Annotated in this window: 30 protein-coding genes; 4 read left to right on the top strand and 26 right to left on the bottom strand. The window is 44.5% G+C overall.

The features are described 5' to 3' along the window. Positions 1-11: 11 nt before the first annotated feature. The 16 genes from upp to RZ44_RS09660 form a co-directional block, all read right to left on the bottom strand. Complete coding sequence (upp, locus tag RZ44_RS09735; protein WP_035810861.1) at positions 12-641, bottom strand: uracil phosphoribosyltransferase; 630 nt, start codon at positions 639-641, stop codon at positions 12-14. A 63-nt stretch (positions 642-704) separates the two neighbouring features. Beyond that, complete coding sequence (locus tag RZ44_RS09730) at positions 705-1,940, bottom strand: serine hydroxymethyltransferase (protein WP_035810858.1); 1,236 nt, start codon at positions 1,938-1,940, stop codon at positions 705-707. Between the two features lie 13 nt (positions 1,941-1,953). Beyond that, complete coding sequence (locus tag RZ44_RS09725) at positions 1,954-2,502, bottom strand: TIGR01440 family protein (RefSeq protein ID WP_035810856.1); 549 nt, start codon at positions 2,500-2,502, stop codon at positions 1,954-1,956. Further along, a complete protein-coding gene (rpiB, locus tag RZ44_RS09720; protein WP_035810853.1) occupies positions 2,471-2,899 on the bottom strand; it encodes a ribose 5-phosphate isomerase B in 429 nt (142 codons plus the stop codon). The genes RZ44_RS09725 and rpiB overlap by 32 nt, the downstream gene beginning before the upstream one ends. A 63-nt stretch (positions 2,900-2,962) precedes the next feature. Further along, positions 2,963-3,373, bottom strand: coding sequence for an arsenate reductase/protein-tyrosine-phosphatase family protein (locus tag RZ44_RS09715; RefSeq protein WP_035810851.1), 411 nt, complete (start codon positions 3,371-3,373; stop codon positions 2,963-2,965). Then, the gene (locus RZ44_RS09710; protein WP_035810849.1) at positions 3,366-4,415 is read right to left on the bottom strand and encodes an L-threonylcarbamoyladenylate synthase; all 1,050 of its coding nucleotides are present in this window, start codon (positions 4,413-4,415) and stop codon (positions 3,366-3,368) included. The genes RZ44_RS09715 and RZ44_RS09710 overlap by 8 nt, the downstream gene beginning before the upstream one ends. Next, complete coding sequence (gene prmC / locus RZ44_RS09705; protein WP_035810847.1) at positions 4,412-5,263, bottom strand: peptide chain release factor N(5)-glutamine methyltransferase; 852 nt, start codon at positions 5,261-5,263, stop codon at positions 4,412-4,414. Before prmC ends, RZ44_RS09710 begins: the two co-directional genes overlap by 4 nt. Beyond that, positions 5,250-6,329 carry a peptide chain release factor 1 gene (gene prfA / locus RZ44_RS09700; RefSeq protein WP_035810845.1) on the bottom strand — a complete coding sequence of 360 codons (1,080 nt, stop codon included), beginning with the start codon at positions 6,327-6,329 and terminating at the stop codon, positions 5,250-5,252. The genes prmC and prfA overlap by 14 nt, the downstream gene beginning before the upstream one ends. A 100-nt stretch (positions 6,330-6,429) precedes the next feature. Beyond that, entirely contained in the window at positions 6,430-6,690 is a 261-nt protein-coding gene (locus tag RZ44_RS09695) for a type B 50S ribosomal protein L31 (protein WP_035810842.1), read from the bottom strand. 116 nt (positions 6,691-6,806) lie between these two features. Next, positions 6,807-8,099 carry a transcription termination factor Rho gene (rho, locus tag RZ44_RS09690; protein ID WP_407927291.1) on the bottom strand — a complete coding sequence of 431 codons (1,293 nt, stop codon included), beginning with the start codon at positions 8,097-8,099 and terminating at the stop codon, positions 6,807-6,809. A 226-nt stretch (positions 8,100-8,325) separates the two neighbouring features. Beyond that, positions 8,326-9,291 carry a class II fructose-bisphosphatase gene (gene glpX / locus RZ44_RS09685; protein ID WP_035810837.1) on the bottom strand — a complete coding sequence of 322 codons (966 nt, stop codon included), beginning with the start codon at positions 9,289-9,291 and terminating at the stop codon, positions 8,326-8,328. A 92-nt stretch (positions 9,292-9,383) separates the two neighbouring features. Next, positions 9,384-10,649 carry a UDP-N-acetylglucosamine 1-carboxyvinyltransferase gene (locus RZ44_RS09680; protein WP_035810836.1) on the bottom strand — a complete coding sequence of 422 codons (1,266 nt, stop codon included), beginning with the start codon at positions 10,647-10,649 and terminating at the stop codon, positions 9,384-9,386. A 34-nt stretch (positions 10,650-10,683) separates the two neighbouring features. Continuing rightward, the gene (fsa, locus tag RZ44_RS09675) at positions 10,684-11,325 is read right to left on the bottom strand and encodes a fructose-6-phosphate aldolase (RefSeq protein ID WP_035810835.1); all 642 of its coding nucleotides are present in this window, start codon (positions 11,323-11,325) and stop codon (positions 10,684-10,686) included. 216 nt (positions 11,326-11,541) lie between these two features. Beyond that, positions 11,542-13,158 carry a CTP synthase gene (locus tag RZ44_RS09670; RefSeq protein ID WP_035810834.1) on the bottom strand — a complete coding sequence of 539 codons (1,617 nt, stop codon included), beginning with the start codon at positions 13,156-13,158 and terminating at the stop codon, positions 11,542-11,544. A 130-nt stretch (positions 13,159-13,288) separates the two neighbouring features. Next, positions 13,289-13,795 (bottom strand): DNA-directed RNA polymerase subunit delta, encoded by a 507-nt coding sequence (gene rpoE, locus RZ44_RS09665; RefSeq protein WP_035810831.1) that lies wholly within the window; start codon positions 13,793-13,795, stop codon positions 13,289-13,291. A 73-nt stretch (positions 13,796-13,868) separates the two neighbouring features. Beyond that, positions 13,869-14,699, bottom strand: coding sequence for a GNAT family N-acetyltransferase (locus RZ44_RS09660; protein ID WP_035810828.1), 831 nt, complete (start codon positions 14,697-14,699; stop codon positions 13,869-13,871). Between the two features lie 175 nt (positions 14,700-14,874). Here RZ44_RS09660 and RZ44_RS09655 point away from each other — a divergent pair, with 175 nt between their 5' ends. Both RZ44_RS09655 and coaW read left to right on the top strand, forming a co-directional pair. Further along, positions 14,875-16,458 carry a BCCT family transporter gene (locus tag RZ44_RS09655; RefSeq protein WP_052108963.1) on the top strand — a complete coding sequence of 528 codons (1,584 nt, stop codon included), beginning with the start codon at positions 14,875-14,877 and terminating at the stop codon, positions 16,456-16,458. A gap of 82 nt (positions 16,459-16,540) precedes the next feature. Beyond that, positions 16,541-17,335, top strand: a complete 795-nt coding sequence (coaW, locus tag RZ44_RS09650) for a type II pantothenate kinase (RefSeq protein WP_035810825.1) — start codon at positions 16,541-16,543, stop codon at positions 17,333-17,335. Here coaW and RZ44_RS09645 read toward each other — a convergent pair. The 8 genes from RZ44_RS09645 to RZ44_RS11485 form a co-directional block, all read right to left on the bottom strand. Continuing rightward, on the bottom strand, positions 17,328-18,035 hold the full coding sequence (locus RZ44_RS09645; RefSeq protein ID WP_035810822.1) for an ABC transporter ATP-binding protein: 708 nt from the start codon (positions 18,033-18,035) through the stop codon (positions 17,328-17,330). The genes coaW and RZ44_RS09645 overlap by 8 nt on opposite strands. Position 18,036: 1 nt before the next feature. Then, the gene (locus RZ44_RS09640; protein WP_035810813.1) at positions 18,037-18,453 is read right to left on the bottom strand and encodes an OsmC family protein; all 417 of its coding nucleotides are present in this window, start codon (positions 18,451-18,453) and stop codon (positions 18,037-18,039) included. 22 nt (positions 18,454-18,475) lie between these two features. Beyond that, positions 18,476-18,820, bottom strand: coding sequence for a carboxymuconolactone decarboxylase family protein (locus RZ44_RS09635; protein WP_035810811.1), 345 nt, complete (start codon positions 18,818-18,820; stop codon positions 18,476-18,478). A 48-nt stretch (positions 18,821-18,868) separates the two neighbouring features. Then, positions 18,869-19,081 (bottom strand): hypothetical protein, encoded by a 213-nt coding sequence (locus RZ44_RS09630; RefSeq protein ID WP_035810809.1) that lies wholly within the window; start codon positions 19,079-19,081, stop codon positions 18,869-18,871. Between the two features lie 72 nt (positions 19,082-19,153). Further along, positions 19,154-19,660 carry a GNAT family N-acetyltransferase gene (locus RZ44_RS09625; RefSeq protein ID WP_035810807.1) on the bottom strand — a complete coding sequence of 169 codons (507 nt, stop codon included), beginning with the start codon at positions 19,658-19,660 and terminating at the stop codon, positions 19,154-19,156. 83 nt (positions 19,661-19,743) lie between these two features. Beyond that, a complete protein-coding gene (locus tag RZ44_RS09620; RefSeq protein WP_035810806.1) occupies positions 19,744-20,274 on the bottom strand; it encodes a chromate transporter in 531 nt (176 codons plus the stop codon). After that, on the bottom strand, positions 20,271-20,819 hold the full coding sequence (locus RZ44_RS09615) for a chromate transporter (protein WP_035810803.1): 549 nt from the start codon (positions 20,817-20,819) through the stop codon (positions 20,271-20,273). The genes RZ44_RS09620 and RZ44_RS09615 overlap by 4 nt, the downstream gene beginning before the upstream one ends. Before the next feature lie 58 nt (positions 20,820-20,877). Further along, the gene (locus RZ44_RS11485; RefSeq protein ID WP_035810800.1) at positions 20,878-21,918 is read right to left on the bottom strand and encodes an SEC-C metal-binding domain-containing protein; all 1,041 of its coding nucleotides are present in this window, start codon (positions 21,916-21,918) and stop codon (positions 20,878-20,880) included. 117 nt (positions 21,919-22,035) lie between these two features. Between RZ44_RS11485 and RZ44_RS09605 the strand changes: the two genes are divergently transcribed. Then, a complete protein-coding gene (locus tag RZ44_RS09605; protein ID WP_035810798.1) occupies positions 22,036-22,887 on the top strand; it encodes a Cof-type HAD-IIB family hydrolase in 852 nt (283 codons plus the stop codon). Here RZ44_RS09605 and RZ44_RS09600 read toward each other — a convergent pair. Then, positions 22,882-23,520: an alpha/beta hydrolase gene (locus RZ44_RS09600; protein WP_035810796.1), complete on the bottom strand. Its 639-nt coding sequence runs from the start codon at positions 23,518-23,520 to the stop codon at positions 22,882-22,884. The genes RZ44_RS09605 and RZ44_RS09600 overlap by 6 nt on opposite strands. Positions 23,521-23,594: 74 nt before the next feature. Here RZ44_RS09600 and RZ44_RS09595 point away from each other — a divergent pair, with 74 nt between their 5' ends. After that, positions 23,595-24,521, top strand: a complete 927-nt coding sequence (locus tag RZ44_RS09595; RefSeq protein WP_035810793.1) for a VOC family protein — start codon at positions 23,595-23,597, stop codon at positions 24,519-24,521. 77 nt (positions 24,522-24,598) lie between these two features. Here the strand turns inward: RZ44_RS09595 and RZ44_RS09590 are convergent, their stop codons facing one another. Next, positions 24,599-25,402, bottom strand: a complete 804-nt coding sequence (locus tag RZ44_RS09590) for a hypothetical protein (RefSeq protein WP_035810791.1) — start codon at positions 25,400-25,402, stop codon at positions 24,599-24,601. Positions 25,403-25,431 lie beyond the last annotated feature (29 nt).

Genomic DNA, 25,431 nt, shown 5'->3' with positions numbered 1-25,431 from the left:
CCTATGATTTTTTATCGTGTACCAAACAATCTGTCGCCGGCATCGCCTAAGCCCGGAACGATGTAACTTTTCTCATTCAGTTTATCGTCAAGTGCAGCGATATAAATATCCACATCCGGATGCGCTTCTTTTAATACTTCCACACCTTCAGGTGCTGCAATCAGGCAGATAAAACGAATTTTAGTTGCGCCGTGTTTTTTTACAGCTGTGATTGCTTCTACTGCTGATGCACCTGTAGCAAGCATCGGGTCGATAACGAAAATGTCGCGCTCTTCGATATCTCCCGGGAACTTCGCGTAATATTCAACAGCTTCGAGCGTTTCGGGATCACGGTATAATCCGATATGACCGACACGTGCCGATGGAATTAACTTAAGAATTCCGTCCTGCATACCAAGTCCCGCACGTAAAATAGGGACGATACCCAGTTTCTTTCCGCTCAGGCGTTTTGCCGTAGTTTCCTGAACCGGTGTCTGTACCGACACGTCTTCGAGTGTGAGATCTCTCGTCACCTCATAAGCCATAAGCATACCCACTTCATCAACAAGTTCTCTGAACTCTTTTGTCGATGTATTCTCGTCACGGATATAGCTCATCTTATGCTGGATTAACGGATGATCCATTACTTGTACTTTAGACATATTTTCTTCCTCCACTCCAAAAATTAACCGGATGATCCCATCCGGTATATATTATAACGCAGTTTATTTGTATAGTGGATACTTTCCTGTTAATTTTGTAACTTTATCTGAAATTCCTTCAAGACTTTCCTCGTTTTTGACTCGTGTAAGCGTTTCTACCATAATTTTACCCACTTCTGTCATATCTTCAGCAGTAAATCCGCGCGTAGTCATCGCCGGTGTGCCAAGACGAATCCCGCTCGTAACGAATGGCGATGCTTCATCAAATGGAATCGTGTTTTTATTTACCGTAATACCGACTTCATCCAGTGCTTCTTCTGCAGCTTTACCAGTCAGACCAAACGCTTTAACGTCAACGAGTACAAGGTGGTTGTCCGTCGTTTCAGAAACGATGCGCAGTCCGCCTGCTGCAAGTGATTCCGCAAGTGCTTTTGCATTGTCGAGCACACGCTGCTGATATTCTTTAAATTCCGGCTGCTGCGCCTCACCGAACGCGACTGCTTTCGCACCGATAACGTGCATTAACGGCCCGCCCTGAATACCCGGGAAGATATTTTTATCCACTGCTTTGGCATATTTTTCTTTCGTTAAAATTAAGCCGCCGCGCGGTCCGCGTAATGTTTTGTGTGTCGTCGAAGTCACGAAATCGGCATGCGGAACCGGATTCGGATGCAGCCCTGCTGCAACAAGACCTGCGATATGTGCCATATCGACAAGCAGATACGCACCGACTGCATCAGCAATTTCACGGAACTTTTTAAAGTCCAGTGTTTTAACGTATGCGCTGCCGCCTGCAACGATCATTTTCGGCTGTTCTTTTTTCGCAATTTCCATCACTTCATCATAGTTAATCTGTTCAGTATCTTTGTCCACTCCGTACGACAGGAAGTTGAACAGCTTACCGCTGAAGTTAACCGGTGAACCGTGTGTTAAATGTCCGCCATGTGATAAATCCATTCCCAGTACTTTATCTCCGGGTTCAAGCACCGAGAAATACACAGCCATGTTAGCCTGTGATCCTGAATGCGGCTGTACGTTGGCATGTTCTGCACCAAAAATTTCCTTCGCACGGTCACGGGCAAGGTTTTCTACAACATCTACATGTTCACAACCGCCGTAGTAACGTTTACCCGGATATCCTTCCGCATATTTGTTCGTTAAAATTGAACCCTGTGCTTCCAGAACTGCAGGCGAAACAAAGTTCTCGCTCGCAATCAGTTCGATGTTGTTGTTTTGTCTCTCAAGCTCATTGTTGATAACTTCCTGTACCTGTGGATCTTGTGAATTAATGTATGACATTGTGGTCTCCCCTTTATTTATAATGTGCTCTCGGTCCGCCGACAAGTTTCGGGCGGGTTGTTGCTATCGTCACTACTGCTTCGCCAACTGTTTTTACAGACGTCCGGACCGGAATTGCAACGTGTTTCATGTGCATGCCGATCAGCGTCTGCCCAATATCAATGCCGCGGTCCGCCTGAACAGATTCAACGACAACAGGGTCGTCAATTTCTTTATAAGCGAGTTCGCTTAAGCTGCCCCCGGCTTCTTTGTGCGGCACTACCGTTACTTCTTCAAGCTTCAATGTTTCCATCGTCTTTCTCGTCGTTGTCAGGGAACGGTTAATATGTTCACATCCCTGAAATAACAAGTGAACATTTTCTTTGGTTGCGATTTCAAAAAAATGTTCAAATATGACTTCCGCAGCTTCATCCGAACTGCTTTTACCGATATGTTTTCCGATCGTTTCCGATGTTGAACAGCCGATAACAAGCACTTTACCCGGTGTGAAGAAATCAGTTTCATATAAGTCATCCGTCAGTGTCTGTAAGTCATTCTTCAATCTTACAAACGCGTCTTTCATGTCTACCACCCTCAAATTCAGTGTTCAGCCAGGTGTCCACTACTTCAAGTGCAAGACCCGGTCCGATAACTCTTTCACCCATCGCGAGTACATTGGAATCGTTGTGTGCGCGTGTTGCTTTTGCCGAGAAAGTATCGTGTACAAGTGCACAGCGAATACCTTTGGTTTTATTTGCAGTAATATTCATGCCGATACCTGTACCGCAAATTAAAATACCTTTATCATACTCTCCTGCAGCAACTTTCTCTGCAACCGGCTTGGCATAATCCGGGTAATCCACAGAGTCCGTATTGTCAGGCCCGAGATCTGTAAATTCAATCTGCTGAGCAGTTAAATATTCCGTCACGGCTTTTTTTAAATTGATGCCGCCGTGGTCTGATGCTATAACAACTTTCATACACTCATCTCCTTAGAACATATTATAACCGGCAGCATTCCCAGTTTCAAAAGATTACTGGTCTTACCAGTTAAATTTTTCAATGTATTCTTTCAGATGTAAAAATACTTCTTCGTACTGCGACTGTGTACCGCCGTACGGGTCTGGAATGTCCACTGATGTTTCCCCGGCATATTCAGACACCAGTCTCACATCTGCATCAGGCCACCGGCCGAGAATAGCCTCTTTATGACTTCTCCCCATAACGACGAGTTTTGCTTTCTGAACGTCTTCCGCTGTCAGCTGTTTTGGCGGTGTCGGTGCGGGCAGGTTATTTTCTTCTATTATATTAAGCGAGCGGCTGTTCGTCCGCTCCTCCACAACGAAGAGTCCGCGGGATGAAATATCCATATCCGGATATTTCATTCGTGCGTAACTTTCTGCGAGCGGGCTGCGGCATGTATTTCCCGTACAGACAAATATTATTTTATCCACCCTGAATCACTTCGTTTCCCGTCGCTTTGTAAATGCGGTTCATCAGACCTTCCGATTCCGGCACTTTGTCAAAGCCGTGAATGAAAATAATATCGACATCGGAATTATCCATAATACGAAGTGCCGAGTACAGATTGCGTGCTGCTTCCCTGTAACTGTTACGGTCTCTGCACAGACTGATAAACTGTATGTCCTCACCGATAAATTCCCTGCTCGTTTCCGGTGCGATAATACCGACTTTCTGCGTCCGTTCCACCGGCAGTTTCGTATTGTTGTTAATCCCGCCTTCGATGACGATTAAAGGCTGACTCGGCGCATAATGTTTATATTTCATTCCCGGTGAGATTGGCTTATCCGTCTGGCTGCTTACTGTATCCACCGCTGACTCGAGCACTGCTTCAAGCTGTTCTTTCGTCACTGCACCCGGGCGGGCGATTCTGTACGGGAACTGCGTACAGTCGAGCACCGTACTCTCGATACCGTAAATTGCAGACTCGCTGTCGACAACGCCGTACACGCGGTCTTCAAGATCATCGATGACATGCTGCGCATTCGTCGGCGAGGGCTTGCCGCTGATGTTCGCACTGGGTGCTGCAAGCGGCATATCAGCATGCTGCAGAATTTTCCGTCCGACCGGATGACTCGGCATACGCACTGCCACTGAATCGAGTTCAGCGACTGCAGTGGACGACAGATAATCACCGGTCAGCGGGAGAATAAATGATATCGGTCCCGGCCAGAAGGCCTCCATCAGACTGAGAACGCGTTCATCGAGTACCGCTGTAAAGTCTTCAAGCTGGCTGATATCGTGGATATGTATAATTAAAGGATTGTCTCCAGGACGTCCTTTGGCAGAAAAAATCTTATTGATTGCTTCCGAATTCCTCGCATCCGCTGCCAGACCGTATACCGTTTCAGTCGGAATACCGATAATTTCACCGTAGGTAAATGCAATTTTTATTTCTTCCAGCTGTTCGAGCAGTGCTTCCTGATTGTCCGCATTCGTTAAATCGGCTTCGGTAATTTTCCAAATTTTAGTCACTGTTTTTCACCCCGCGTAAAATATAATATTCTGTCGTTCTGATTGATATCCTTGATTGTATGCACATCAGTTCCCGGCAGGACATTTTCAATAAAAGTCTTCAGCACTTTTGCCTGATTAAAGCCGATTTCAAAATACACGCGCCCGCCCGGATTCAAAACGCCGTCGAGCGTACGGATCATCTCTTTGTACAGTGCAAGTCCGCTGTCTTTTGCAAACAGCGCAGTCTGCGGCTCGTGCTCAAGTACAGATGCAGTCATCAGATGTTTTTCATCCTCGCTTATATACGGAGGATTAGAGATGATTATATCAGCTTTAATTTCTTTATCCACTAAAGGTACGAATAAACTGCCTTCGAGATACTCGGCAGTTGCTCCGAGCCGCTCCCCATTCTCCTTCGCAACCTCAAGCGCCGCTTTCGATAAATCCGTTACTATGACCCTGTTTAGTTCCCAGTAACGGGCCAGAGTCAGGCCGATGGCACCCGTTCCGGTACCGATATCAACCGCTGTCATGCCGCTGTCATGCTCATTTCTCAGCACGAAATCCACGAGCTCTTCAGTTTCGTTTCGCGGAATCAGTGTATCCGGTGTTACTTTAAAATATGCATCGTAAAAATACGCTTCACCGAGCACATACTGATACGGCTCATTATTACAAATCCGCACCATAATCTCTTCGAACTTTTTATAATCATCTTCCGGCATGACGTCATCGCCGTACACCATCAGTTTTGAAAAGTTCATGCCAAACAGTTCTTCCATAACAATCGACGCTGTACGGGTTTCCTGTCCATATACACTTAAAGAGGCTTCCGCCTCTTTAAGTACTGTTTTATATTGTTTCATTGTTCAGTTCTTCCAGTTTCGAAGTCTGTTCTTCGATAGCAAGTGCTTCAATAATTTCATCGAGACTGCCGTTAATAATCTGGTCGAGCTTTTGAATTGTTAAACCGATACGGTGATCAGTCACACGGTTTTGCGGATAGTTATACGTACGGATACGTTCTGAACGGTCACCTGTACCGACTGCAGATTTTCTCTTCTCTGCATACTCTGCATGCGCTTCCTGCTGCATCATGTCATAAACGCGTGCTTTAAGTACTTTCATCGCACGCTCTCTGTTTTTAATCTGTGATTTTTCATCCTGCGATGTAACCACTGTACCACTTGGCAGATGGGTAATACGTACTGCGGAGTCAGTCGTGTTAACGTGCTGTCCGCCGGCACCGCTTGAACGGTACGTATCAATTTTAATATCTTCGTTACGGATTTCCACTTCAACATCTTCAACTTCAGGCAATACGGCAACCGTTGCCGTAGACGTGTGAATACGCCCGCCTGATTCCGTTTCCGGAACGCGCTGAACACGATGTGCACCGTTCTCAAACTTAAGTTTTGAGAATGCACCTTTACCGTGAATTAAGAAACTGATTTCTTTAAATCCGCCCTGGTCACTGCTTGAAGCATCGACGACTTCCGTACGCCATCCCTGATCTTCTGCGTAGCGCGAATACATTCTGAACAGATCACCTGCAAAAATCTGCGCTTCGTCTCCGCCTGCTGCACCTCGAATTTCCATAACAACGTTTTTATCGTCGTTAGGGTCTTTCGGGATAATAAGAATTTTTAACTCGTCTTCCAGTTTCGGGAGCGTGCTTTCCGATTCTGCAATTTCCTCTTTCAGCATATCGATCATTTCCTGATCGTCTGTTTCTTTCAGCATTTCTTTTGATTCTTCAATCGTTTCCAAGTGGCCTTTGTATACGCGGAACACTTCTACTGTATCGTGAATATCACTCTGCTCTTTAGAATAAGTGCGGAGTTTTTCCGGATCGCTGACTACATCGGGGTCGCTGAGTAATTCAGTCAGCTGTTCATATCGGTTTTCAATTATTTCAAGTTGATCAAACATAAGAATACGTCCTTTTCCTGGTACTTTTTAGTTACTTTATTATAGCATATTTTTTAGACAAAAAAACTGCACTGAGATACTCAGTGCAGTTGAAGTTTCGTTATTGTTCGTTGCTTGATTTAAGACCGAATTTTTTGTTGAATTTCTCAACACGGCCGTCTGCAGATGCGAACTTCTGACGTCCTGTGTAGAACGGGTGTGAATCAGAAGAGATATCTAAACGAATAACCGGGTATTCGTTACCATCTTCCCACTCCATAGTTTCAGAAGAAGTACGTGTAGATCCACTTAAGAATTTAAAATCTGTAGTTGAATCTAAAAAGATTACTTTTTTGTATTCAGGATGAATTCCTTGTTTCATAATTGTCAGCTCCTTTGCCCTGGACCATCTGGAACAGAGTTATTTGTGGCTATCACCACGCATTACTTTGCCATTATACATTCTCACGGTGTAAAAAGCAATATCTGTGAAGAAATTTATATTACGGGTTTACCTGTTTTCTGAGAGCTGATCATACGCTCTCTAAGCACATCGAAGAATTCTTCGTTTGTTTTCGTCGTCTTTAAAATTCTCAGGAAACGTTCTGTGAAATCCGACGAGTCCGTAAACAGATTTCTGAGCTGCCATAATATTTCCAGCTCTTTTTTGTCGAGCAGCAGCTCTTCTTTACGCGTACTTGAACGACGGATATCTATCGCCGGGTAAATACGGCGTTCGCTTAAATGACGGTCAAGATGAAGTTCCATATTCCCCGTACCTTTAAATTCCTCGTAAATAACATCATCCATGCGGCTGCCCGTGTCGACCAGTGCAGTCGACAGAATCGTCAGGCTGCCGCCTGCTTCGATGTTCCTTGCCGCACCGAAGAAATGTTTCGGACGGTGCAGGCTCGCAGGGTCAAGCCCTCCTGATAACGTACGTCCCGATGCCGGAATAACGAGGTTGTACGCACGTGCAAGACGTGTAATCGAGTCCATTAAAATAATTACATCTTCTCCCATCTCAACGAGTCGTTTCGCACGTTCCAGCAGCAGTTCCGCTACTTTGACGTGATGTTGAGGCGGCTCATCAAATGTCGAATGGACGACATCGGCCTGTTCAACGGAACGTTCCAAATCCGTTACCTCTTCCGGACGTTCACCGATGAGCAGGATAAAGAGTTTTACATTCGGATGATTCGTCGTAATTGCCTGGGCAATTTCTTTTAACAGGGACGTTTTACCTGCTTTAGGCGGTGCAACAATCATACCGCGCTGACCGAAACCGATCGGCGTAACGAGATCCATAATACGCGTCGACATATCCGCCGGTTCGTTTTCAAGGTGAATCCGCTCGTCGGGATAAAGCGGTGTTAAAGCCTGGAAATGCGGGCGTTTCTTCACTTCTTCAGCGTTATGGTCGTTAATAAAATCGACCTGCAGAAGACCGTAATACTTTTCATTTTCTTTCGGTTTACGGACTTTCCCTGTGACTTTATCGCCTTTCTTCAGTTCGAAACGGCGTATTTGCGACGCTGAAATATAAATATCCTTCTCACCTTTTGAATAGTTTACCGTACGGAGAAAACCGTAGCCGTCCTGCTGAATATCATCGAGGATACCCTCCATATAATAGTTACCGTCTTTTTCCATCTCAGCTTCCAGAATTGCAAGGACCAGTTCTTTTTTATTCAATTTACTGTAGTTTGACAGACGCAAGCTTTTGGCGCGTTCAGTTAACTCTTTCGTCGTGTTGTTTTTATACAACGCATCAAATGTTTCATATTTCATATCCTGTGTCTTTGGTTTATCAGACAAAATTTCCACTTCCCAATACTGATTTTATTATTATTTTATATTTATATATAACGGATTTTTTAGAAGTTGCGATGAAGAGTGATTCTCGTAAATGAGTATAATACCGAAGTTTTTTAAAAGGAATACATATATTACATCTCCAGCAGCCTGTGTGTCAAAGAAAATATCGAATGCCGGGAAGGTCTCCCGGCATTACTGATTATTTTTCCATTACCATATTCGGTTTTTTCTGCATGCTGTGACGGCTGTTAACAAACCTTACTGTGCCGGATTTCGCACGCATTACGACCGATGACGTTTCAGCAAAACCGCTCTTGAACTGTACGCCTTTCATCAATTCTCCGTCAGTTACTGCCGTCGCTGCAAAAATTGCATCGTCGCCGCTGACCATGTCTTCAAGTTCCAATTTACTGCCGGAATCTACACCCATCGCTTTACAGCGTACACGCTCCGCGTCATTCCTCGGCAGCAGCCTGCCCTGAAAATCACCTTCCAGCGCTTTAATACCGGCAGCTGCAATGACACCTTCCGGAGCTCCGCCGACACCCATTAATATATCAATACCTGTCCAGTCAAAGCACGTATTGATTGCAGCACCGACATCACCATTATCAAACATTACGATACGCGCACCAAGGGCACGTACCTGTTCGATAATTTCCCGGCTGCGTTCTCGTTTAATTATTGTGACGGTAACATCACTGATTTTTTTATTCTTCGCTTTTGCGACTGCACGGATATTGTCTTCAACAGACTGATCAATATCAATAACACCCCGGCAGTCCGGTCCGACAGCCAGCTTCTGCATATACATATCCGGTGCGTGCAGCAGGTTCCCCTTATCGGCAACAGCCAGTACCGTCATCGCACCGAAACTGCCTTCAGCAACAGTCGTTGTTCCTTCAAGCGGATCGACAGCAATATCGAGTTCCGGACCATCTTTTGTACCGAGTTCCTCGCCGATGTACAGCATCGGCGCTTCATCAATTTCACCTTCGCCGATGACTACTTTACCAGTCATCGGAATCGTTTCAAACAGGCCGCGCATCGCTGTTGTTGCTGCATCATCCGCCGCGATTTTATCGCCTTTCCCTGTCCACGCTGCACTTGCAAGTGCAGCCGCTTCAGTCACTCTTACAAGTTCCATTGATAATCCTCTTTCCACAACTGTCTCCTCCTATATATGCGCTGATTTTTCCCTGATTATTATAACACAGAAAAAAGACTGGAATTTTTACGAATTCCAGTCTTTCTGTATTAATCTTCTAAAGTTTCACGCCAAATATCAGCACCGAGCGATTCTAATTTCTTAACGATATCAGCATAGCCTCTGTCGATATGGTTGACATTGTGAATCGTCGTGACACCATCAGCAATCAGCCCTGAAATTAATAAACATGCACCTGCACGCAGGTCACTTGCATACACTTCAGCACCTTTGAGCTGCGACGGGTAAATTAAAGCACTGCCGCTCTTTTTCTCAATGTGGGCATTCATACGCGATAGTTCATCCACGTGCCTGAATCTTGCCGGATAAATGGTTTCGGTAATTTTACTTACACCGTCAGCTAAAAACATAAGCGGTGTAATCGGCTGCTGCAGGTCTGTTGCAAAGCCCGGATACACTTGTGTTTTTAACGATACTGCATTGTAACTTTCCGGTTTGTTAATCACGACATAATCATCACCGATGTCGAGCTTAACACCCATTTCTTCCAGTTTTGCAGACAGTGATTCCATATGCGTCGGAATAATATTATTTACTTTATAATTTTTTCCGGCAATTGCCCCGACAATCATATAAGTTCCCGCTTCGATACGGTCCGGAATAATATTATGAGTCGTACCGTGAAGCTTCTCCACGCCTTCGATACGGATCGTATCCGTACCTGCACCTTTAATATTCGCTCCCATGTTGTTCAGCAATGAAGCAACATCGACGATTTCAGGTTCTTTTGCGACGTTTTCCAAAACGGTACGTCCTTCTGCACAGCTTGCTGCAAGCATCATATTAATCGTTGCACCCACCGAGACAACATCGAAGAATATTTTTGCGCCTGTCAGTTTTTCTGCTGTCAGATACATCGCACCATGCTCGTTCGTTACTTTGGCACCGAGTGCTTCAAATCCTTTAATGTGCTGATCAATCGGTCTCGGTCCGAGCGGACATCCACCGGGCAGACCGATCACACATTTTTTAAAACGGGACAGCATTGCTCCCATCATATAGTACGATGCGCGTAAAGATTGTACTTTGTTGTTTGGCAGCGGCATATTCACTGCATCTTCTGCATTGACTTCGAGAGTTGTCCCTGTAAGATCCGTTTTAATGTTCAAATCATTCAACAGACTCATCAGCGTTTTAACATCGCTGATTTCAGGCAGTCCCTCCAGTCTTACTGTACCGCTTGAGGCCATAAGTGATGCCGGAATCAGTGCCACCGCACTGTTTTTGGCACCGCTGATGTCAACTTGTCCCGTCAATGTACTGCCGCCGCGGACTTTAATTACATCTTCAGCCATATAGAAAGCTCCTTGTCATTTAATAAAATGGAGATTACTTATTGTTCCAGTCGTTTAAGAACTGCTCAATTCCTTTATCAGTTAAAGGATGCTGAGTTAACGTCTTGATTACTTTGTACGGAATTGTTGCAATATCAGCACCGCGTACTGCTGCACCGTGCATGTGACCGGCGTTACGGATTGATGCTGCAATAATTTCAGTATCGATTTCGTGGATTGCAAAAATCGCAGCGATATCTTCGATTAACTGAAGTCCGTCAAGACCGATATCATCAAGGCGTCCGATGAACGGCGAAACGTAAGTTGCACCTGCGCGTGCTGCCGTCAATGCCTGTACTGTATTGAAAATTAAAGTAACGTTTGTTTTGATTCCTTCTTCGGAAAGTACTTTAACTGCTTTCATTCCGTCTTCTGTCATCGGAATTTTAACGATGATATGTTCGTGAAGTTTCGCAAGTTCGCGTCCTTCCTCAATCATGCCTTCAGCGTCAAGTGCGATAACTTCACCGCTTACCGGTCCGCCTACAAGTTCACAAATTTCAACAAGTCTGTCGTGGAAAGAAATATCTTTCTCTTTGGCTACGAGTGACGGGTTGGTTGTAACGCCGCTCAGTACTCCCCACTGGTGTATTTCTTTAATTTCATCCATATTAGCTGTATCTATAAAGTATTTCATCTTGTTTTCGTCCTCCAATATTGTGATATTACTCTCATTATAAATTAAAGCTTCACAAACTGACAATGCTTTACCATTAACAGTTCATTAAAATGTTTTAATTATTAATATTTTTACTGCTGCAAAGGTATTTTAACACATATTAATAAAAAATGACCGCGCTTTGGCAACGCGGTCATTCTTTTAATTTCAGAAAACATTCTTCCTGAGTAAATACTAGTTTTCTTCCTGTACTTCTTCGTTCAGGCACGCTTTGATTAATCCGCTGAATAACGGGTGCGGACGTGTCGGACGCGACTGGAATTCAGGGTGGAACTGAACACCGACGTAGTAAGGGTGATCTTTCAGTTCAACCATTTCCACAAGTCTGCCGTCAGGCGACGTTCCGCTGAAAATCATACCCGCTTCTTCAAGCTGTTCTTTATATGCGTTGTTAAACTCGAAACGGTGACGGTGACGTTCGTCAACTTCGTTAACCTGATAAAGTTCATGCGCTTTCGTGCCCTCTTTAATTACACAGGGGAAACTTCCGAGACGCAGCGTACCGCCTAAGTCGACAACATCTTTCTGGTCCGGCATTAAGTCGATAATTGCATGTGGTGTGTGTTCATCAAGTTCTGATGAATTGGCACCTGTTAAACCTGCAGCGTTACGTGCAAATTCAACTGTTGCAAGCTGCATGCCGAGACAGATTCCTAGAACCGGCACTTTATTTTCACGCGCATAGTTCAGCGTCAGAATCTTACCTTCGATACCGCGGTCGCCGAATCCGCCCGGTACGACAATTCCATCGACTTCGCTTAAGATTTCTTTATAGTTCTGCGGCGTTACATCCTGTGAATTGATCCAGTGAATGTCTATATCCGCATGCACTTCATAACCTGCGTGACGCAGTGATTCCGCAACTGATAAATACGCATCCTGAAGTTCAACGTATTTTCCGACAAGGCCGATTTTAATCGTTTTGTCGATTTTACTTAAGTTGTCGAGAAGGTGCTTCCAGTCGTCAAGCTGTGCTTCTCCTGTCGATTCGATGTTCAGGTTCTGAAGTACAAGATCATCCATATCCTGAGCCTGCAGTGACATAACAAGCTCGTAAATCGTCTCTTCGTCTTTTGCGTTAATTACGCTCTTCTCATTAATATCACAGAACAGTGCAATTTTATCGCGCAGATCTTCTGTCATCGGGTATTCTGAACGCACGACAATCATGTCAGGCTGAATGCCGAGACCGCGAAGTTCCTTCACACTGTGCTGAGTCGGTTTGGTTTTCATTTCACCAGCAGCTTTAATATATGGAAGAAGCGTACAGTGAATGAACATAACATTATCTTTTCCAAGGTCGCTTCTCAGCTGACGGATTGATTCGATAAACGGCAGTGATTCGATATCTCCTGCTGTGCCGCCGATTTCAGTAATAACGATGTCCGCATTTGAAGATTCGCCGGCTTTTTTAATACGGGATTTAATTTCGTTAGTAATGTGCGGAATAACCTGCACTGTTCCGCCGAGGTAATCTCCGCGGCGTTCTTTTCTGATTACTTCGGAGTATACTTTCCCTGCTGTAACATTAGAATATTTACTTACATTGATATCTATAAAACGCTCGTAGTGTCCTAAATCCAAATCAGTTTCCGCGCCGTCCTGCGTCACAAATACTTCACCGTGCTGATAAGGGCTCATCGTACCCGGGTCAACGTTTAAGTACGGATCGAATTTCTGAATTGTAATGTTAAAACCTCTGTCTTTTAATAACCGTCCGAGAGATGCAGCTGTAATTCCTTTACCTAATGATGACACTACGCCACCTGTTACAAAGATATATTTTGTCATGTAAGTATCCTCCTGTATAAAATAAAAATAGCTCCCTTTCACAACCGTGAAAAGGAGCTCGTTTACTTGTCCCTGTTTAAGGGAGCCCAAATAAAATACTATCACTTTCAGAAAAAAAGTCAATTAAAAATTAGTAAGCATCCGCTTCATCGTCGTAGTCATCTTCAAGCTTTTCTTTCTCATCAAACTCGATTTCATCGTCAGCTTCTTTACCGTCGATATCCTCTTCGTCTTCTTCGCCATGAAGTGTTTCGTCGATTTCTTCCTGCTCTTCGCCTAATTCTTTAGCGCCCGGATAGTCGCCTTCATCTTCTTCGATGTACTCTTCTTCGGCTGCAATTTCAATCTTGTGGATTGTCGGTGCAATTTTGTCGCTGATATCATCCACTGCATACCATTCACGAAGACCCCATACACCGTCATCCGTACTCAGGAAGCGTCCGTCAGTGTTTAAGTCCGTGTAAAACTGAAGTACGCGGTTTTCAATTTCACCTTCCGTGTAATTGCCGACTTCTTTAAATTTATCAATCATTTCGTAAAGATTTGTTTCCTTGCCTTTATCTTCTAAATAAATATGCGACATATCTATAAACGAATGCTCGTCCATCATTTCTTTTGTATAACTGTCCAGTCTCATTTACGTCATCCTTTCAAGATGTAAATACCTTAGGATATAATACAAATATTTACACGATGTTTCAAGCTTTATATTAATATCTTACTAATTTCACATAGCGGTTCGTATTCTCCGGATTGTCGATCAGCACGAAGCCGGCATTCTTAAACAGTTTTTCAAAGGCCGGATCCGATACAGTTACCGTTGCTTTGTCCACCCCTTCGAGCTTCCTTCTTACCACGGTTGCAAACTGGCGCATCGCACTTTCAGCCACACCTTCTTCACGGTGTGCTTCGTCTACATATATATGTTTAATATCGAGTACACCGTCATGAAGTCCGGCATCGATATGACCCACTTCCTTCTCGTCACGCTTAAGTATAATTTTCACTGCCGGCAGCACGGCCTCTGCGTCAACTTCAAGCCGTAGATTCGGCACATAGCTTCTGTTCAGATCCAGATAATACAGACGTTCTTTACCGATCGGACCCTCTTCTTTTGTAGCGAGATGAAGGAACCCTGCCCGCTCGTACAGGTTCCACGCCCCTGCATTTTCCCCGTCCACAACGAGATACAGATGATCGAATGATGAAAAGTTTTCCTGCACGTATACCGGCAGATGCTGAGCAACCGCCGTACCGTAACCGTTCCCCTGATACTTCTCATTAATAGATAAAGAACGTACGTAAACTACTTCATGAGGTGTATCATACCCTTCATGCTGATAATGTTTATGCAGCACAAAAAAGCCGATTACCTTTCCATCGCCGGTAACAACAACGTTCGCAGTGCGGTTACGGTCATTCAAAGCATCATCCAGTACTTCAAGCGGCATGCTGGAATAGACCTGCTGTCTGTCGCTCAATATGTAATTTTCAAGTTGTTTTCTGTCCTGTTCTGTAAATTCTCTAATGTTAATATCCATATTTTCCCCTTTTGCCCCTTTTTTGACATCTTATTATACTTTGCTATTATAGTGCCATACCCCCTATAGTGACAATTTAGACATTACATTACAAGTTTCCTTATTTCAGCGTTTTTTGTTGGTATGGAATGGGTAAGTAGTAAGAAACTATTAATCAATTTTAGGAGGAACTCTCTTGACGAATGATGATAATAACACGTCAAAGCAAAGTACCAATCCGGGAAGACCGGATAAGTTTCACCTGAAACAGCTCGGTGTTGTCTTCTGGGCAGCTACCGCGATTATTCTTGTTGTTTCAGTAATCGCAATGATTATTCCAAATCAGTTCCAGACTGCTTCGGAAAATGTCTATGCGGTAATCTCCCAATATTTCAGCTGGTTCTTCTTACTGGTTGTATTTGGATTCGGGGTATTTCTTTTATTCCTGGCACTGTCGCCATACGGCCGCGTTAAGCTCGGCGGCGATAATTCGAAACCCGAGTTCTCATTCTGGTCATGGATTGGAATGTTATTCTCAAGCGGTCTCGGTGTCGGACTCGTATTCTATGGTGTCGCTGAACCAATGCAGCACTTTATGACATCACCATTCCTCGGCGGTCCTGTGGAATCCGCAGAAGCTGCCAGAATCGCAATGGGTTATACTTATTTCCACTGGGGTATTTCACAGTGGTCAATCTTCGGTGTCGCAGGTCTCGCAATTGGGTATTTCCAGTTCCGTAAAAACCGCGACGGCCTGGTATCTACTGCACTGGAGCCGCTTTTTGGACTCGATTACAATCAAAAGGCGAGAAAAGCAATTGATATTCTTGCCATCATTGCAACAGTAACAGGTATGTCAACATCAGTCGGTTTAGGTATTATGCAAATGGACGGCGGTCTCGATATCGCATTCGGTATTCCGTCAGGTCCTTTGACACAGATTATTTTGACTGCATTAATGACAGGATTATTCATATTCTCAACAATTACCGGACTTAAACGCGGAATGAAAGTGCTGAGCAGTCTGAATATGATTCTTGCTCTTGTACTGACAATCTTCATTATGGCCTTTGGTCCGTTTACATTTATAATGGAAACAATCATTGTCGGCCTCGGTGATTACCTGACAAATTATGTCGGCTATTCATTACGTCTGCAGCCATACTCAGGAGAAGCCTGGGTTCAGGACTGGACAGTCTTCTATTGGGCATGGGTAATCGCATGGAGTCCGTTTATCGGGTCATTCGTTGCGCGTGTATCACGCGGACGCAGTATCCGTGAATACGTCATGGGTATTTTAATCGTACCGCCTATACTGTCATTCCTTTGGGTCGGCGCACTTGGAGGTACGGCAATTTACTCAGATCTGATGAATGACACGAACATCGGGGAAATTGTTTTAAATGATCAGACACAGGCACTCTTTGCATTGTTTGAAACTCTTCCCGTTTCATGGCTGACTTCGGCAATTGCTATCATTCTGATTTTCACATTCCTTGTCACATCAGCTGACTCCGCAACATTTATCGTTGCAGGGATGAGTATCGGTAATACCGATAACCCGCCTACCGGTCTGAAGATCCTTTGGGGACTTCTGCTTGGTCTGTTAACAATTACACTGATTCTTGCCGGCGGTCTTACAAGTCTGCAGGCAGCATCACTGCTTGCCGGTCTGCCGTTCGCTCTCATCCTCATCATGATGATCGCTTCTGTATCCAAAGGCCTGAGACGCGAACCGAACGAAGCAATGAAACGTAGACAACGACGTAAAAAGTATTAAAATAGAATTAAAGATTAAAATTAAGCAGCGCTCAAAATCATTGAGCGCTGCTTAATATTTCACAACTGTGAGGAGTAAGATTATGAAAATAGGAATCGATGCCGGAGGCACACTGATTAAAGTTGCACTGTTAACTGACGAAGGCCGGACATTTAAAAAATATCCTGCCGGTGAAATCAATCATGTCATCGAAATGCTTAATAATGAATATGCCGGTGATGATGTTTATTTAACGGGGGGAAAGGCCGAATACATTCAGGAAAAACTGAATTTTGATGCCACACTCTCAATTGAGTTTGATGCAACATTCCGCGGACTGACACAGCTATTAAAAGAAGCGGGTATGGATCTTGACCGTTACGTTTATTTAAATGTCGGTACGGGTACGAGTTTTCATCAGGCGACGCGAGTATCTCAAAAGCGTGTCGGCGGTTCAGGAGTCGGCGGCGGTACATTGATGGGGCTCAGCTATATGCTGACAGGCATCAGTGACTTTGACGAGATTATCGAACGTGCAGAAAATGGAGACCGCGATATTATAGATTTGAAAGTTCACCATATTTACAACGGCAGACCGGCACCGATTCCCGGAGATCTGACTGCGAGCAACTTCGGTCATATTATCAATGCACAAAAAACTGCCACGGCCGAAGACCAGCTGATTGCTGTTATCGGACTCGTGGCAGAAACCGTCACAGCAATGGCAATTAATTTAGCCGATGCCTTCGAGACGAAAAATATGGTGTTTATCGGTTCGACACTGCTTGATAACAAAGTCATGACCGATATTATTTACAGATACAGCGAATTAAAAAATGCCGAAGCTTATGTCGTGCCGGACGGTGAATACAGCGGTGCACTGGGGGCAATCAGCTGAGTGCAGCTACCCTGCCTTCATGATAAATGAGTTTCATTTCACGTGAAAAAGTGTCCGACAGCATTTTTTCGCTCACTTCTTTGACAGGGACTTTGACTTCGGTTAAAGTCCCTTTTTTCATACATGTCACGGTATCTGCATACTGCAGTGCCAGATTCAGATCATGCATTGCCATAATAACTGTCTTTTTTTCACTTAACTTTTTAAGCCATTCCATAACAAGATGCTGATAATTTACATCGAGACCCTGCTCGAGTTCATCGAACATCATAACCGGCTTATCCTCAAGATGAAGCTGCGCACACAATGCCCGTTTAAATTCACCGCCGCTCAGCTGATCAACTGACATATAACTGTACTGCTCCAGGCCGAACGCCTTTAAAGTACTCATGATATCTTTTTCAGACACACGTGATGCTGCCGTCATCCGGACGAATTCCAGGACAGTAATTTGAAACGGTATATTCTGCTGCGGTAAATAGCTGATGCAGTCGGCCGTTTTGTCGAGCCGTGTATTGTTAAATTCCAATTCCCGCCCGGTAATGACAGACGGATTATATCCTGTAATACCGGTCAATACGGAACTTTTACCGCTGCCGTTTTCACCGAGCAGTACGTGAATACCCGGACCGAATTCTACATTATTAACCGCTGCACTGAAGCTCCCGTAATAAATGCCGAGATTTTTTATGTGCAGCATTCTACACTGCTTCACCGTTCAGAATCACGTTGATGTCAACATCCGCAACAAGAGAATGAACTGCAGAGCAGTACTTGTCTTTAGACAGCTCTGCAGCGCGTACAGCCTGTTTGGCTGTAATGTTCCCGTCGATTAAAATATTCATCGTGATATGTTTGTAGTACTTCGGTTCCGTGTCTGCCCGTTCGCCGTCAGCTTCAATTTCAAGCTTTGTAACTTTATCCATATGATGTCTTAAGATTACACCGATATCAATTGCCATGCATCCGGCCGCACCGTGAAGCACCATTTCCATCGGTGACGGTGCCGACGCATCGCCGCCTGCTGCTTCATTCGCATCCATCGCTACTGTATAGCCTGTCGTTTCTCCAGTGGACTCAAATTTTAACTTGCCCTGCCAGTTTAAATGTACTTTCATAGCGGTTCCTCCTGTTTTAAGTTTATTTACCTGCTGCTGCTTCGTCGTATGCTTCAAGGGCTTTGCCGCCGTAAACACTTGCCGGTCCACCGCCCATGACAATACACACCGCAACAATATCGCCTATTTCTTCACGCGTGGCACCAAGTTTTACGAGTTTGTTGACGTGATTGCCGATGCATCCTTCACATTTGTCTGCTATTGCATAAGTCAGTGCAACATATTCTTTCGTTTTCTCATCGAGTGCATTCGCCTTGTAGCCTTCCTGCTGCAGTTTTTTAAATGCTCTCATAAAATCCGGCTGTTCCTCCTGGATACGTCCGGTGTTTTTTTGAGCTCTCTTATTAATTTCTTCAAAATTCCCCATTAAGATACACCATCCTCAATTGTGTTGTAAAAAATCAAAGAGAATCGCTTATGCGCGATTCTCTTTATCATTACCCGTTCTTCTCTTCCGGTATTTAATTAAGACAGCAGTATAAATGATAAATAAGACCGTCATAAATATCCCGATTACTGTATAGGACAGCGGTGATGTTTCCGTATAGGACGCCATCGTTGAGAAGATGATTCCTGCCGTGAATAACGTTAAGAAGAGCGCGTACATCAGTGCATGGACAACTTTCATTTAATCACCTGATTTGCAAAAGTATAGTCATTCTTACCGATATAATAGCATTTTAATCAGCCGGATAGTTCATTATTCTAAAAAGTTCGCCATATAGACTAAATCTGTGTAGCCGTCTGCTAATTTCACCTGTTTTTTTAATGTTGCCTCTTCTTCAAAACCGAGACGTTTATACAACTTAATCGCTCCCGGATTGTTTGCAAAAACTGTTAATATTAATTTTTCAAGTTTTTCATTATCGCGCGCAAATTCCACTGCCTGTTCCACCATCCGGGTACCTGTACCGGATCCTGTGTAAGCTTTTTGCAGGCTGATGCCGAACTGGCCGATATGCTCAAACTTTTTACGGTGGTCCTGACGGAGGTTAAGCATGCCGATGACTTTGTCCCCGTCGACTGCTACGATGCCGAGGTCATTCGGTCCGAGAGACTGTATCGTTGCCTCTTCCTCTTCTACAGTAATCGTCCTGTTTTCAATTGCTGTTGCCAATGTATCCGGATTTTCCGCCGTCACCTGCTGTTTATGAGCAATAATACCGGCAGCATCTGTCAGTTTCATTTTCCGAATGTCATATGCCATTTGTGATAACTTCCTTTCTCGGTTGTCTGTTTATCTTATTAAGTATAGTACATTCAGAAAGGTGTTTTAAATTTTGTGCTTACTTACCGGATAAACAGCGCACCATAGATTAAACCGATCACGATAACAAGTGCCGGATGCACTTTAACGAGCTGCAGCAGTACATATGACAATCCGATCAGAAAGACTGTATGGAATGTCCCCGACATTTCCAGTGAACTGAACAGGAAATCAAATACGATGACCCCGAGCAGAATCGCAATGACCGGACGGATTAAGAGCGTCAGTGTTTTAAACTTGTTCGTGCCTTTCAGCTTATAAAGCACTGCTGCGAGAAATATCATTAAAAGCAGTGACGGCAGAACGCTTGCCGATATCGCAACGATACTGCCGAACACTCCCCCTGCTTCATAACCGATGTATGCGCCCATCTTCGTTAATATCGGACCGGGTAATGCATTGCCGAGAGCAAGCACTTCTGCAAACTCCGCTGTAGTCATCCAGTCATACGTTCCGACCACTTCGCGCTCAACGAGAGGAATTGAAGATGGTCCCCCGCCGTACCCGAGTATACCGGGAATTAAAAATGCCAGAAATATTTCGAGATAAATCATGAGTCACCTGCTTTTCTGCCGCTTCTTTGGAGCAGGCTGAATACTATAATAATACCGATGACGAGTGCCGGGTGAATGTTCAGCACTTCAAGTACGATAAGCATGACGAGCGTAAACGGAATGATAAACTTCCAGGTCGATGCATTTTTGGCCGTCTGCATGAATTCGACAGTCAGTACCGCGAGCATGACGAGCACGACCGGTACGACACCGGCACTCATTCCCTGTACCCAGGGCAGGTCTTTAAACTCCGAAAACAGTGTCAGCAAAATGGTCATCAATACCGCTGTCGGCAGTATGATTGCAGTGAGCGCTGTAATGATGCCCGCCCAGCCCTTCAGCTGATAGCCGATATGTCCGGCAAGTTTTGTAATAATCGGTCCCGGCAGAACGTTTGCTATCGCGAGCGTATCCTGAAAATCTTCATTGGTCATCCAGCCGTACTTGTCGACGACTTCTATTTTCACAAGCGGAATGGACGAAGGTCCGCCGCCGAAACCGAGTACGCCGACCCGGAAAAACACCATAAATATTTTAAAATGCATCAACTTCACCTTCCGCTATGTAAAAAGTGGATGGTAGTTATACCAGCCACTTTGCGTTCTATACTGCTTTACCGCAGCATTTTTTATATTTTTTTCCGCTGCCGCACGGACACGGATCATTGCGTCCGACTTTAACTTCCCTGACGATTGTCCGCTGTCCGAGTTCCGCTTCGCTCTTGCCCCGGTACTGGAAATGTCTCGTCTGTCTGACGATATTGCTGATTAATTCAAAGAATTCATCTTCTTCTGCTTTCGATTCAAAGGTATGTCCGAGATTTTTTATTTCCCCGGAAATATCTTCGCGCTTCCGGCCGCTGATTACCATACGGAGTACGTGAAGATACAGTTCATAATCCGATGCCACATTCGTATTCAGATGTTCGGATACCCATTTTTTCAATGTCTCATGAGCTGCCGATTCATCGATATAGCCCGGATTGCTGAATTTAATAAACTTGCCGAATTCCGGTTCGTAATATTTATATTTCTGCTGGGCATTCCGGATAATTTCATACTGTTCATCTGTCATATCATCGATGACGAATTCACGGTTCTTTTCATTGACAGTAATAACATACGGCGAGCGGTTGACCATGTCCACCACTTCTTCAATCGTGACGTCCATACCGTAATATTTTTTAAACAGATGCACAATCTGCTTAAATTCAACCACACCGTACAGGTGCAGTGCCGCACGTATTAAATTCAGCTGGCGCTGAATTCCCGTCCGGGCTTCGCGGTTTTCTTCGGTATGGACCGCCTCAAACTTATCGAGTACTTCTTCTAATATAAAGAAGTTGTCTTCCTCGTTCAGAGATTCGTATGCGAGTCCCATTATATATAAACCGTAGACGTCGGTCAGACTGAGGTTTTTACCGAGTTCACCGTCTTCTGACCCATGCCGCCAGCTCTCGAGCGCAGCATCATCGCTGTACAGGTACGCGTATTCCAGAACGTCCCGGTTCAGCAGGTTATTTGAAATTTTTGTTATGAGTTCGTCTTTCCCAAGCGCTTTTTCGTCAGTGACTCCGGTGTTAACCGCAAGGTGATAAAGGTCTTCCATATCATACTTTTCTAAATAAGCTGCAGTGTTTGTCATATATAACGACTCCTTTACTGAACTGTTGTTAACGTAATTTTATCATATATGCCGTAATATGCTAAAATTTAAGCAGTACTGATATTAATTAACTGAAGATAGGAGCTTTTATAAATTATGAAGGCAATTGCACTTGATTTGGATGGGACAGTTTTAAATAATGCCGGCGAGTTTCCGGATTCCCTCAGGGATACACTGCAGGCAGTGCACGATAAAGGGATCAAAATCATTATCGCGACCGGCCGCTCACTGCCGATGATACATAAGAAAGTTCCGCATGACGTACCCGTTGACGGCTATGTCGGTGCGAGCGGCATGACTGTACATCACGGAGATACGCTGCTCTCCCGCACAGCTTTTACCGAAGAACAGGTTGACTTTGTACTGTCTCAGGTGCGGGAGCACGAAATTCACTATGAAATGACAACGAGTGAACACGGCGGACCGTATACTTTTAAAGAAGACCGTGCTTATGCTGAAAAAGACCTGACCCAAACGCCTGATGCGACTGTGCTTGAGTATGAAAATATCGGCACGGCGAAAACTTTAAACAGTACCGAACAATGGGTCGATACTCTGGATATTAACCGTTCCGATATTATAAAGTTTTACTTTTTCTCAAACAGTAAAGAGAAGATCGATAACTGGGCCGCTCTGCTGCAGGAAAAGTTCACCACTGATGCCGGCTATCAGATTTACCGCACGTCAGATCACAACTCGGAAATTATGGTGTACGGTACGGATAAAGGTACGGGCCTCGTGACTCTTCTTGAAGAAATGAACCTTTCAATTGATGATGTTCACGCGTTCGGTGATTCAATGAATGATATTCCAATGTTTAAAATTGCCGGCAAAGCAACAGCGATGGCCAACGGCAAAGAAGACGTTAAGGCAATCGCTGATGATGTGACCGAATTCAGCTGTGATGAAGACGGTCTGGAACAATATTTAAAAACACATTATCTATAATAATTTATCCTCATCCCTTATGGAATTTTTGATCGGCATGTACCAAACATGCCCTTCCATTAATTCCATAGGGGATATTTCATGTCCGCCGTCTGTCAGTTTCACGCTGACTTTCGCACCTTTATTTTCCAGCTTTCTTTTCAACGTATAAGCCTCACCTGCTGTTGCCGTCATATCCTGTGCACCGGCAGTGAGCAGCACATCTGTATCAAACAGCATACCTGTGCCGATTGTGTCGGTTCTGTAGGCACTGTGCATCAGCATTGCGCCTTTTACATTCAAATCGTAGTTTAAGAGCAGATACGCGCCGATATTGGCTCCGTTTGAATAGCCGATTATTACTGCTTTTTCGAGTTCGAAGTTATATTCTTCACTTAACTTTTTCAGTTCCCCGTATATTTTACCGCCTTCTTCTTTCAAGCTGTCCTCGTCATACTGTGTCGGCGTCAGACGTTTAAAGAACCGGGTATGACCGTTCTCATCGACATCTCCCCGCAAACTTAAAATATTCGCTTCGCTGTTGACTGTCGTTGCTACGTCGAGAAGATCCGTCTCTCGCCCGCCGGTGCCGTGAAATAATATCAGAGTTTCCTTAGCCGCTTCGTTCCTCGATTTAATGTACAAATGTTTCATGACAAGTCCTCCTAATAGAGATACGTATACTTGTATTATATAATAACATCAAAGAGATTAAAGGAGGATGCACTGTGAGCGCGTACGGCATTCATCACGTATCGGCAATAACGAAAGACATTATCGGCAACCATGATTTTTTTACAGAGTTTCTCGGACACAGACTGGTGAAAAAAACTGTCAATCAGGACAGCACTGATATGTATCACTTGTTTTACAGTGATTATAAAGGCACTCCCGGGACAGACGTCACATTTTTCGAAATCGGTCTGGCACCGAAATATACGCCCGGCACCAACTCCATTTCCCGCACGATTTTAAGAGTCCCTTCGACAGAGGCCATCGAATACTTCAGAACACGTATGGACGAACACGGTGTGTACCACGAAGGCATTATCGATTACTTCGGGGAAACAATAATGAATTTCTCAGATGAGGAAGGACAGCGCTTCGCACTCGCTGCAGATCCGGAGTATAACGGCTCTGAGCCGTATGCCGGCGGCGGTAAAATTCCCGCTGAATATGCAATAACGGCAATTTTCGGCGTTGAACTGACCGTCCAGTATTTAAAACCGATGGTTCAGTTTTTACAGCTTCTCGGCGGAGAATACGAGGGCGATATCGACAACGATACAAAAGCACGTGTCCGTTTCGGCGGCGACTCGGTTTTCGTCGTAGAATCGCGGACGACAAACGTTGAAAAACAGGGCTGCGGCAGTGTTCATCACTTTGCACTCCGCGTCCAAGATGAAACGTCGCTGACAGAAATCCAGAACCGCGTAACAAAGGATAAATGGCGCAATTCAGGCATCGTTGACCGCCATTACTTCAAAGCGCTGTACATCAGTGCCCCGGGTAATATTACGGTGGAAATTTCCACTGATACACCGGGCTTTACAATCGACGAGCCCCTTGAAACACTTGGCGAAGCGCTGTCGCTGCCGCCGTTCCTCGAAGAAGACCGGGACTTTATAGAGATGAGGCTCCACCCGCTGAACTGATTGTATTATAATTAAAAATCAATACAAAGATGCACCTGTTCCCTTTTCGGGGCAGGTGCATTTTTCTGTCGGTTTAATTATTCCACTTCCGGAATTTTTATTTCTTCCACTTCATTAAATGTATCAAATGCCGCGTTACCGCTGAGTTCGAATGTTCCCTGTGTATCGGTGCCGTCAGCTTCAAATTTGATTTCTTCAATCAGTTTATCTTCCTTGTCCACCGTAACCTCAATCATTGAGTCCACCGACTCTATTTCCATCTGGCCGAAATTAACCTGAACCAGTGATTCGATTGTCTGATAAATATCTGTACGGCCGCCGTTATACGTGTAGACTGCTTTGTCATCCTGCTCCTGTCGTTCCATATAAGGTGCGATTTCTGCAAATGAAGCGGCGGCATTGTCATATGTTACGCTGTATAACACGTTCACATCGACCGATTCGCTTACATCAATCCATTCCGAATTGTTATTGTAGTAAATCTTGCCGTCCTTTGAAATGGTACGCTCCTCGCCAAACTCACGGAGTATCAGCTGCGGCGGTGTACTGTTAATAAACGAGACTTCCGCATTTAACTCCCGCGGGTCTGTATTATCGAGTGCTGCCGACATATTCAGTTCCGCTCTGTAGCTTTCCACTTCCTCAGCTTTCGACACAATTTCCGCAAGCTTGTCATCGTCAATCTTATGTTCATCTATATCAGCCGAAGTATCTTCTTCTGCCGGTTCTCTATTTGTATTTTCTGCAGATTCTTCATCGGTTGCTGCGACATCAGTTTTCTCAGAAACCGCCTCACTGCCGGTTCTGATTTCTGTATTCTGACATGCTGTCAGAATGCCCGTCACTGCCAATAATAAGCCAAAGTGTTTTAAATATCGCATGACTCATTCCCCTTATACTAAAATCTTTC

Source organism: Jeotgalicoccus saudimassiliensis (genome assembly GCF_000756715.1).
Classification (GTDB): domain Bacteria; phylum Bacillota; class Bacilli; order Staphylococcales; family Salinicoccaceae; genus Jeotgalicoccus; species Jeotgalicoccus saudimassiliensis.
Note: the sequence above shows the minus strand (reverse complement) of the source record. Positions and strands in the feature narration are given on the sequence as shown.

Bases quoted from the DNA above. Each gene is read 5' to 3' on its own strand.
- upp (WP_035810861.1), bottom strand. From the start codon at position 641: ATGTCTAAAGTACAAGTAATGGATCATCCGTTAATCCAGCATAAGATG.
- RZ44_RS09730 (WP_035810858.1), bottom strand. From the start codon at position 1,940: ATGTCATACATTAATTCACAAGATCCACAGGTACAGGAAGTTATCAAC.
- RZ44_RS09725 (WP_035810856.1), bottom strand. From the start codon at position 2,502: ATGAAAGACGCGTTTGTAAGATTGAAGAATGACTTACAGACACTGACG.
- rpiB (WP_035810853.1), bottom strand. From the start codon at position 2,899: ATGAAAGTTGTTATAGCATCAGACCACGGCGGCATCAATTTAAAAAAA.
- prmC (WP_035810847.1), bottom strand. From the start codon at position 5,263: ATGAAACAATATAAAACAGTACTTAAAGAGGCGGAAGCCTCTTTAAGT.
- prfA (WP_035810845.1), bottom strand. From the start codon at position 6,329: ATGTTTGATCAACTTGAAATAATTGAAAACCGATATGAACAGCTGACT.
- RZ44_RS09695 (WP_035810842.1), bottom strand. From the start codon at position 6,690: ATGAAACAAGGAATTCATCCTGAATACAAAAAAGTAATCTTTTTAGAT.
- rho (WP_407927291.1), bottom strand. From the start codon at position 8,099: ATGAAATATGAAACATTTGATGCGTTGTATAAAAACAACACGACGAAA.
- RZ44_RS09680 (WP_035810836.1), bottom strand. From the start codon at position 10,649: ATGGCTGAAGATGTAATTAAAGTCCGCGGCGGCAGTACATTGACGGGA.
- fsa (WP_035810835.1), bottom strand. From the start codon at position 11,325: ATGAAATACTTTATAGATACAGCTAATATGGATGAAATTAAAGAAATA.
- RZ44_RS09670 (WP_035810834.1), bottom strand. From the start codon at position 13,158: ATGACAAAATATATCTTTGTAACAGGTGGCGTAGTGTCATCATTAGGT.
- rpoE (WP_035810831.1), bottom strand. From the start codon at position 13,795: ATGAGACTGGACAGTTATACAAAAGAAATGATGGACGAGCATTCGTTT.
- RZ44_RS09660 (WP_035810828.1), bottom strand. From the start codon at position 14,699: ATGGATATTAACATTAGAGAATTTACAGAACAGGACAGAAAACAACTT.
- coaW (WP_035810825.1), top strand. From the start codon at position 16,541: ATGAAAATAGGAATCGATGCCGGAGGCACACTGATTAAAGTTGCACTG.
- RZ44_RS09645 (WP_035810822.1), bottom strand. From the start codon at position 18,035: ATGCTGCACATAAAAAATCTCGGCATTTATTACGGGAGCTTCAGTGCA.
- RZ44_RS09640 (WP_035810813.1), bottom strand. From the start codon at position 18,453: ATGAAAGTACATTTAAACTGGCAGGGCAAGTTAAAATTTGAGTCCACT.
- RZ44_RS09635 (WP_035810811.1), bottom strand. From the start codon at position 18,820: ATGGGGAATTTTGAAGAAATTAATAAGAGAGCTCAAAAAAACACCGGA.
- RZ44_RS09630 (WP_035810809.1), bottom strand. From the start codon at position 19,081: ATGAAAGTTGTCCATGCACTGATGTACGCGCTCTTCTTAACGTTATTC.
- RZ44_RS09625 (WP_035810807.1), bottom strand. From the start codon at position 19,660: ATGGCATATGACATTCGGAAAATGAAACTGACAGATGCTGCCGGTATT.
- RZ44_RS09620 (WP_035810806.1), bottom strand. From the start codon at position 20,274: ATGATTTATCTCGAAATATTTCTGGCATTTTTAATTCCCGGTATACTC.
- RZ44_RS09615 (WP_035810803.1), bottom strand. From the start codon at position 20,819: ATGCATTTTAAAATATTTATGGTGTTTTTCCGGGTCGGCGTACTCGGT.
- RZ44_RS11485 (WP_035810800.1), bottom strand. From the start codon at position 21,918: ATGACAAACACTGCAGCTTATTTAGAAAAGTATGATATGGAAGACCTT.
- RZ44_RS09605 (WP_035810798.1), top strand. From the start codon at position 22,036: ATGAAGGCAATTGCACTTGATTTGGATGGGACAGTTTTAAATAATGCC.
- RZ44_RS09600 (WP_035810796.1), bottom strand. From the start codon at position 23,520: ATGAAACATTTGTACATTAAATCGAGGAACGAAGCGGCTAAGGAAACT.
- RZ44_RS09590 (WP_035810791.1), bottom strand. From the start codon at position 25,402: ATGCGATATTTAAAACACTTTGGCTTATTATTGGCAGTGACGGGCATT.